The 6,922-nt window shown below is 66.9% G+C and carries 7 protein-coding genes; all 7 read right to left on the reverse strand.

Annotated elements, in window-relative coordinates:
* Positions 1–181: 181 nt before the first annotated feature.
* Complete coding sequence (locus ASF20_RS11655) at positions 182–505, reverse strand: zinc ribbon domain-containing protein (protein ID WP_056221483.1); 324 nt, start codon at positions 503–505, stop codon at positions 182–184.
* A gap of 303 nt (positions 506–808) precedes the next feature.
* Positions 809–2,038 carry a formamidase gene (fmdA, locus tag ASF20_RS11660; RefSeq protein ID WP_056221485.1) on the reverse strand — a complete coding sequence of 410 codons (1,230 nt, stop codon included), beginning with the start codon at positions 2,036–2,038 and terminating at the stop codon, positions 809–811.
* A 122-nt stretch (positions 2,039–2,160) separates the two neighbouring features.
* The gene (locus tag ASF20_RS11665; RefSeq protein WP_056274370.1) at positions 2,161–3,177 is read right to left on the reverse strand and encodes an alpha/beta fold hydrolase; all 1,017 of its coding nucleotides are present in this window, start codon (positions 3,175–3,177) and stop codon (positions 2,161–2,163) included.
* An 11-nt stretch (positions 3,178–3,188) separates the two neighbouring features.
* Positions 3,189–3,878, reverse strand: a complete 690-nt coding sequence (urtE, locus tag ASF20_RS11670; RefSeq protein WP_056221777.1) for an urea ABC transporter ATP-binding subunit UrtE — start codon at positions 3,876–3,878, stop codon at positions 3,189–3,191.
* A 75-nt stretch (positions 3,879–3,953) separates the two neighbouring features.
* Entirely contained in the window at positions 3,954–4,739 is a 786-nt protein-coding gene (gene urtD / locus ASF20_RS11675; RefSeq protein WP_056274373.1) for an urea ABC transporter ATP-binding protein UrtD, read from the reverse strand.
* 8 nt (positions 4,740–4,747) lie between these two features.
* Positions 4,748–5,896 carry an urea ABC transporter permease subunit UrtC gene (gene urtC, locus ASF20_RS11680; protein ID WP_056221495.1) on the reverse strand — a complete coding sequence of 383 codons (1,149 nt, stop codon included), beginning with the start codon at positions 5,894–5,896 and terminating at the stop codon, positions 4,748–4,750.
* 14 nt (positions 5,897–5,910) lie between these two features.
* Positions 5,911–6,837: an urea ABC transporter permease subunit UrtB gene (urtB, locus tag ASF20_RS11685; RefSeq protein ID WP_056221498.1), complete on the reverse strand. Its 927-nt coding sequence runs from the start codon at positions 6,835–6,837 to the stop codon at positions 5,911–5,913.
* Positions 6,838–6,922: the final 85 nt, after the last annotated feature.

The raw sequence follows: 6,922 nt of genomic DNA on the forward strand, positions 1-6,922 counted from the left end.
GCGCCTCGGCACCGGTCCCCGTTCGAATCTCTGGATCATCGTACCACCCCACGCTCCAGCATCGATCCCGCCTCGGACCCATCCCATCCACTTCAGCTGTGGAATTATATCTCGATAGGCCCAGACACTGTGCAGATCTGCTGTCGGGTAATACTTTGCAATTGCAGTGCCAGTGCTTAATTTAGTGGCTGATCATCCAGGGGCGCGCCGATGGAAAGCTTTTGGCGGCCGGCGTTGCTTGCGTTTTGGTCTTCGCCGACCCGCTGCAGCAGCCGCAGCCGGCGCCGTGCCCCGAAACCTTGCGGGGGGCATGACGGCTGCGCTCGTTGGTGGCGTGCGCCTTGCGCAATCCCGCATCCATGGAGGCGAGGTTCGGCGCGGTGAGGAAGGCGCGGCCGCAGGCGGTCCCGCAATCCGGGCAGTCGTGGGGATCGCGGAACTCGGCCATCGGGCGCAGCACCGTGAACGGGCCGCAGCCCTCGCAGGCGTAATCGTAGACGGGCATGGGGACCTCTCGGTGCTGTCTGCTGGGTGGAGCGCGGCGAGCGGAGTGCGACCCACGACTCTGGACATTCGCGCGTTCGCATGCGGCCCGCCGCGTCATTCCGGGGCGCCGCAGGCGAGCCCGGAATCCGGACCCGCCGACGGCATGCAGTCTCGAACCGCCTGTGCGTCTGGATCCCGGGCTCCGCTGCGCGGCCCCGGGATGACATGGTGCGACGGGAGACGTCTCGGCGCGCGAACCGGCATCTGCGGTCCCCCTGCCAGGAGGAGGGGGATGCGCGCCGGATCGGGCGCGACCCGATCTTCAGAGGTCTGGCGACAGGGGCATCTGGATCGAGCCGTCGAGGAACTTCGTCGGTCCGTCGGCGCCGGGATTGATGTCGAAGTCGAAGATCTTCGTCGGAATCCACAGGGTGGCGCAGGCGTTCGGGATGTCGACGACGCCGGAGATGTGGCCCTGGACCGGCGCGGTGCCGAGGATCGAGTAGGCCTGGGCCCCCGAGTAGCCGAACTTCTTCAGGTATTCGATCGCATTGAGGCAGGCCTGGCGGTAGGCCACCGTGACGTCGAGGTAGTGCTGCTTGCCGTACTCGTCGACGGAGACGCCCTCGAAGATGAGATGGTCGTCGAACTTCGGCGTGATCGGCGACGGCTTGAAGATCGGGTTCTTGATCCCGTACTTGGCCATGCCGTCCTTGATCAGGCTGACCTTGAGATGGACCCAGCCCGCCATCTCGATGGCGCCGCAGAAGGTGATCTCGCCGTCGCCCTGGCTGAAATGCAGGTCGCCCATCGAGAGGCCGGCGCCGGGGACGTAGACGGGGAAGTAGATCTTCGAGCCCCGCGACAGGTCCTTGATGTCGCAATTGCCGCCGTGCTCGCGGCCCGGCACCGTGCGGGCGCCCGTCGCCGCCGCCTTGTCGCGTCCCTCGCCCTTGAGCCGGCCCATATGGGCGGTGGGGGCGAAGGGCAGGGTGGCTAGGGCCGGGACCCGGTTGGGGTCGGTGTCGAACAGCGCCTTCTCGCGGGTGTTCCAGGTCTCCAGCATCTTCGGATCGGGCAGGCAGCCGATCAGGCCGGGATGGATCAGGCCGGGGAAGCGCACGCCGGGAATGTGGCGCGACTTCGTGAACATGCCCTCGAAGTCCCAGATCGATTTCTGGGCCTGGGGGAAATGCTCGTCGAGGAAGCCGCCGCCGTTCTTCTTCGAGAAGAAGCCGTTGAAGCCCCACTGGCTCTCGGGCTTGGCGCCGATGTCGAGGAGGTCGACCACGAGGAGGTCGCCGGGCTCGGCACCCTCGACGCCGATCGGGCCGGACAGGAAGTGCACGATCGACAGATCGATGTCGCGCACGTCGTCGGCCGAATCGTTGTTCTTGATGAAGCCGCCGGTCCAGTCGTAGGTCTCGACGATGAAGTCGTCGCCGGGCTTGACCATCGCCACCATGGGGATGTCGGGGTGCCAGCGGTTGTGCACCATGTCGTTGTCGTAGGCCGATTGGGTCAGATCGACCTTGATCAGGGTCTCGGGCATGTTGCGTCGGTGCTCCCTTCCCAGACAGGGGACATGCGTCCCCGTTCGCGCCGGCGGTGAGATCCGCCGGCGGGTGATGTGGCGGTGATCGTCGGGCCGGCGCGCGCCGGGCCCGGTCGCCGTCAGCGTGCGAGCAGCTCCTTCAGGGCCGCATCGAGTGTGGCGATGTCGTCGGGGCTCGTCCCCGGTCCGCCCGCAAAGTGGCCCCACCAGGTGTCGAGGACGCGCAGGTCCGCGTTCGGCATGGCCGCCGCCTCGATGGCGTTGTCCTCGGGGGGGAAGTAGAGGTCGGTGGAGGCCGGCATCAGGATCGCGTCGGCACGGATCGCTCCGAGCGCGGCGTCGAGATCACCGTTGAAGCGGTCGTTGGCGCTGATGTCGCCGTTCTGCCAGGTCCACAGCATCGCCAGCAGGTCGTTGGCGTCGCGGGTGTAGAACAGCCCCTCCCAGAACCCGACGAGGAAGTCCTCCAGGGACGCGTAGCCCATGTGGGTCCGGTCCGCCTCGATCCGGTAGAAGGTCTGCGACAGGCCCCAGCCGGCATAGACCCGGCCGAAGGCGCGCAGGCCCCGGTTCGGCGGGCTCGTGTACCAGCCCTCCGCGTAGGCGGCGTCGGCCTGCAGCGCGGCCTTGGCGCCCTCCAGGAAGACGAAGTTGTGCCGCGAGCACTTGGCCGAGCCCTGAAACGGCAGGATGCGGGGCACCATGTCGGGGTAGAGCGCCCCCCAATGGTAGGTCTGCAGCGCGCCCATGGACCACCCGGTCACGAGGACCAGCGTGTCGATGCCGAAATGCTCGGTGACGAGGCGGTGCTGGGCCGTGACGTTGTCGTAGGCGGTGACGTTGGGAAAGCGCGGCCCGTTCCAGGGGGGCGGCGTGTTGCTCGGGGAGGACGACAGCCCGTTGCCGAACAGGTTCGGGACGATGATGAAGTAGGTGTCGGGATCGAGCGCCTTGCCCGGCCCGATCAACCACTCGTTCTCGGTGTGCTGGCCCGAGTACCAGGTCGGGTAGACGATGGCGTTGTCCCGGGCGGCATTGAGCGTGCCGAAGGTCTTGTAGGCGAGCCGGGCGTTGCGCAGCGTCTTGCCGCCCTGGAGGACGAAGTCGCCGAGCTCGAAGATCTCGTAATCGACCATTCTGACCTCCATCAGACCGAAAGGAAGCGGGCGACCTGGGCCTCGTCGATGTCGGCGCGCAGACTCTCGTGCACGATCACGCCGTTCTCGATCACCAGCACCCGGTCGGCGACGTCGAGGGCGAAGCTCAGAACCTGCTCGGAGACCACGATGGAGAGGCCGCGCTCGTCACGGATCTTCTTCAGGGTGCGGCCCATCTCGCGGATGATCGAGGGCTGGATGCCCTCGGTGGGCTCGTCGAGGAGGAGGACCTTGGGCCGGCTCGCCAGGGCCCGGGCGATGGCGAGCTGCTGCTGCTGGCCGCCCGACAGGTTGCCGCCGCGCCGGCCCTTCATCTCGAGGAGGACCGGGAACATCGTGTAGAGGTCCTGGGGCACCCGGCGTTCGCCGGTGACGGTGAGCCCCGTCTCGATGTTCTCCTGCACGGTCATGGCCGAGAAGATCATGCGGCCCTGGGGCACGTAGGCGAGGCCCTTGGCCACGCGCTGGTGGCTCTTGAGGCCCTCGACCGCGGCCCCGTCGACCCGGATCGTGCCGGACTTCACCGGCACGATGCCCATCAGGGTCTTCATCAGCGTGGTCTTGCCCATGCCGTTGCGGCCCATCACGGCGACGATCTCGCCGGGCGCCACCGCGATGTCGAGGCCGTGCAGCACCTCGCTCTGGCCATAGGCCGCGTGAAGGTCGCCGATCGCCAGCATCGGCTGGAGCCCGGCCTGGATGGGCGGCACGGCGGCGGGAGAAGGCGTGGTCTGGAGCATGGCGCCGTTTCCCCGTCAGTGGCCGAGATAGACTTCGATGACCTTCGGGTCGTTCTTGACCCGCTCCATCGAGCCCTCGGACAGGACCTTGCCCTGGTGCAGCACGGTGACCCGGTGGGCGATGTCCTCGACGAACTTCATGTCGTGCTCGATCACCAGCACCGAGCGGCCCTTGATGATCTCGTTCAGGAGTTCGGCGGTCTTGATGCGCTCGCCGACGCTCATGCCGGCCACCGGCTCGTCGAGCATCAGCAGCTCCGGGTCCTGGATCAGGAGCATGCCGATCTCGAGCCACTGCTTCTGGCCGTGGCTGAGGAACTCGGCCCGCTCCAGGAGCTGGTCCTTGAGGAAGATCATGCTGGCGACCTCCTCGATGCGGTCGCGGACCTGGGCGTCGCGCTTGAAGGTGAGCGCCCCGAACACCGAGCGGCCGCGCGGAAAGGAGATCTCCAGGTTCTCGAACACCGTCAGGTCGTCGTAGATCGACGGCGTCTGGAACTTGCGGCCGACACCGGCCAGCACGATGGCGCTCTCGGACAGCCGGGTCAGCTCCTGGCCCTTGTACTTGATCGAGCCGGAGCTGGCCTTGGTGCGGCCGCAGATCAGGTCGAGCACCGTGGTCTTGCCGGCGCCGTTGGGGCCGATGATGACCCGGATCTCGTTGGGGTCGACGTAGAACGAGACGTCGTTGACCGCCTTGAAGCCGTCGAACGAGACGGTGAGGGATTCCACCGCCAGCAGGAAGTCCTTTTCGGCCGGATCGGCGCCGATGCGGTGCGCGTGCAGGAGGGCTGCGTTCATCGGAGGTCCTACTCGGCCGCGTGGGGCAGGGCGACGGCGGGCGCGGGCTCCAGGGCCTTCACGCGCCGGGTCAGGCGGGGCTCGACATGGGTGCGGTAGATGCCCGCCAGACCGTTGGGGAAGGCCAGCACCACCAGGATGAAGAGCCCCCCGAGGCCGAACAGCCAGAGCTCCGGAAAGCTCTCCGAGAAGCTGGTCTTGGCCCAGTTCACGAGGAGCGTACCCCAGACCGCGCCGAACAGGGACAGGCGCCCGCCGACCGCGGCGTAGATCACCATCTCGATCGAGGGCACGATGCCGACGAAGGAGGGCGACATGAACCCGACCTGGAGGGTGAACATCGCGCCCCCGATGGCGGCGAACACAGCCGCGAGGCAGAACGCGAAGGTCTTGAAGCTCGCCACTTGGTAGCCCGAGAACCGGACCCGGTCCTCCTTGTCGCGCATGGCGAGCAGGATGCGCCCGAGCTTCGACTTCTTCACCATCTGGGCGAACAGGATGCAGGCGACGAGCAGGCCGGCGTTGACGAAGTAGAGGATGTTGTGGGCGCTGTCGGTGCGGATGTCCCAGCCGTGCAGGGTGCGCAGGTCCGTGATGCCGTTGATGCCGCCGGTATAGCCCTGCTGCCCGACGATGAGGATCGTCAGGATGGCGGCGATGGCCTGGGTGATGATGGCGAAGTAGGTGCCGCCGACCCGGCGGCGGAACATCGCCGTGCCGATGACGAAGGCGAAGAGGGCCGGCACCACCAGCACCGCCAGGAGGGTGAAGGGCAGGCTCTCGAACGGCTTCCAGAACCAGGGCAGGGCGGTGATCTGGTTCCAGTCCATGAAGTCGGGGATGCCCGGCGTCGACTGAATCTTCGTGTTCTCGACGCTGGAGGCTTCGAGCTTGAGGTACATGGCCATCAGGTAGCCGCCGAGGCCGAAGAACACGCCCTGGCCGAGGGACAGGATGCCGCCGAAGCCCCAGCAGATGACGAGGCCGAGGGCCACGAAGGAATAGGTCAGGTACTTGCCGACGAGGTTGAGCCGGAAGGCGTCGAGCAGCATCGGCAGCAGGACGAAGATGACGCCGACGAGGAGCGCCAGGCTCACCCACTCCATCGGCTTCATGAAGGGGTTGTCGTTGACGACGGGGGTTTTGGAGCGGGTCATGACGTTCGGGCTCCTCAGCGCCGGACCTTGAGGGTGAAGAGGCCCTGGGGCCGCAGCATCAGGATGCCGACCACCGCCAGCAGCGTGAGCACCTTCGCGGTGGAGCCCGAGAGGAAGAACTCCAGGGTCGACTGCGTCTGCGAGATCGAGAAGGCCGACGCGATGGTGCCGAGGAGCGAGGCGGCGCCGCCGAAGACCACGATCAGGAAGGTGTCGACGATGTAGAGCTGGCCCGAGGTCGGCCCCGTGGAGCCCACCATGGTGAAGGCCGAGCCGGCGATGCCCGCGATGCCGCAGCCGAGGCCGAAGGTGAGGCGGTCCACCCGCTCGGTGTCGATGCCGACGGCGCCCGCCATGGCGCGGTTCTGCACCACGGCGCGGACCTGGGCGCCGAAGCGCGAGCGGTACATCAGGAGGGCGACGCCGACGGTGATCAGGGTGGTGACGCCCATGACGAACATGCCGTTGATCGGGATCTCGATGGTGTCGGTGACCTGCACCGAGCCGATGAGCCAGGACGGCAGCTCGACGCCGACCTCGCGGGCGCCGAAGATCGTGCGGTAGGCCTGCTGCAGGATCAGGGAGAGGCCCCAGGTGGCCAGCAGCGTGTCGAGCGGGCGCTTGTAGAGGTGGCGGATCAGGGCCCATTCCACCAGCATCCCGAGGGCCCCCGAGGCCAGGAAGGCCAGGGCCATCGCCACGAAGAAGTAGGCCGGGAACAGGGCCGGCAGCTGGGTCTGGAAGAAGCCCGAGCAGAGATAGGTCATGTAGGCGCCGAGGATCATGAACTCCCCGTGCGCCATGTTGATCACCCCCATCTGGCCGAAGATGATCGCCAGCCCCAGGGCCATCAGAACGTAGACCGAGAACAGGATCAGCCCGGCGAAGCCCTGCATGACGAAGATCGAGCTGAGATCCCCGAGCGAATAGTCACCGAACATGGGTTCGTTCTCCGAAGGATGCCGCGAAGGTCGTGCAAGCATCGGGCCGAGTTAGGCCTCAGATTTCCCCTCCCCCTTGTGGGTG

The sequence above is a fragment of the Methylobacterium sp. Leaf88 genome, assembly GCF_001422795.1.
In the GTDB taxonomy this organism is placed as follows: Bacteria; Pseudomonadota; Alphaproteobacteria; order Rhizobiales; family Beijerinckiaceae; genus Methylobacterium.

Excerpts from the sequence above, each read along its gene's own strand:
- ASF20_RS11655 (WP_056221483.1), bottom strand. The coding sequence starts at position 505 with ATGCCCGTCTACGATTACGCCTGCGAGGGCTGCGGCCCGTTCACGGTG.
- fmdA (WP_056221485.1), bottom strand. The coding sequence starts at position 2,038 with ATGCCCGAGACCCTGATCAAGGTCGATCTGACCCAATCGGCCTACGAC.
- ASF20_RS11665 (WP_056274370.1), bottom strand. The coding sequence starts at position 3,177 with ATGGTCGATTACGAGATCTTCGAGCTCGGCGACTTCGTCCTCCAGGGC.
- urtE (WP_056221777.1), bottom strand. The coding sequence starts at position 3,878 with ATGCTGGCGATCGGCGACCTTCACGCGGCCTATGGCCAGAGCGAGGTG.
- urtD (WP_056274373.1), bottom strand. The coding sequence starts at position 4,739 with ATGAACGCAGCCCTCCTGCACGCGCACCGCATCGGCGCCGATCCGGCC.
- urtC (WP_056221495.1), bottom strand. The coding sequence starts at position 5,896 with ATGACCCGCTCCAAAACCCCCGTCGTCAACGACAACCCCTTCATGAAG.
- urtB (WP_056221498.1), bottom strand. The coding sequence starts at position 6,837 with ATGTTCGGTGACTATTCGCTCGGGGATCTCAGCTCGATCTTCGTCATG.